This window comes from Alicyclobacillus suci (assembly GCF_017329615.1).
GTDB lineage: Bacteria > Bacillota > Bacilli > Alicyclobacillales > Alicyclobacillaceae > Alicyclobacillus > Alicyclobacillus suci.
The window spans coordinates 1-214 of sequence record NZ_JAFMTW010000276.1 but is presented as its reverse complement, the minus strand read 5'-3'; the positions used below and the strand labels follow the sequence as shown (position 1 = coordinate 214).

Annotated in this window: 1 protein-coding gene; it reads left to right on the top strand. The window is 55.1% G+C overall.

Annotation, left to right across the window (positions count from 1 at the left end; genetic code table 11):
* Positions 1–214: hypothetical protein (locus J3482_RS20705; RefSeq protein ID WP_206923154.1), on the top strand; the 214-nt coding region annotated here is incomplete at both ends.

Below are 214 nucleotides of genomic sequence, written 5' to 3'. Positions count from 1 at the left end.
CACAGCCAAGTTCTTGGGCGGTCTCGGTGACCAGGAAATCCAAATGGAGATGTTGTCGCGCCAACTCTGGACGACTCAACAGCAGGCTCAGGCGTTCAACGCCACGCTGAAAGCCATGGGGACCAATCTGCAGAGCCTCTATCTCAGCCCGACACTCATGCAGCAGTACAATGAGTTGCATTCTGTCGCGCTTGAGATGCAAACACCAGGGGAT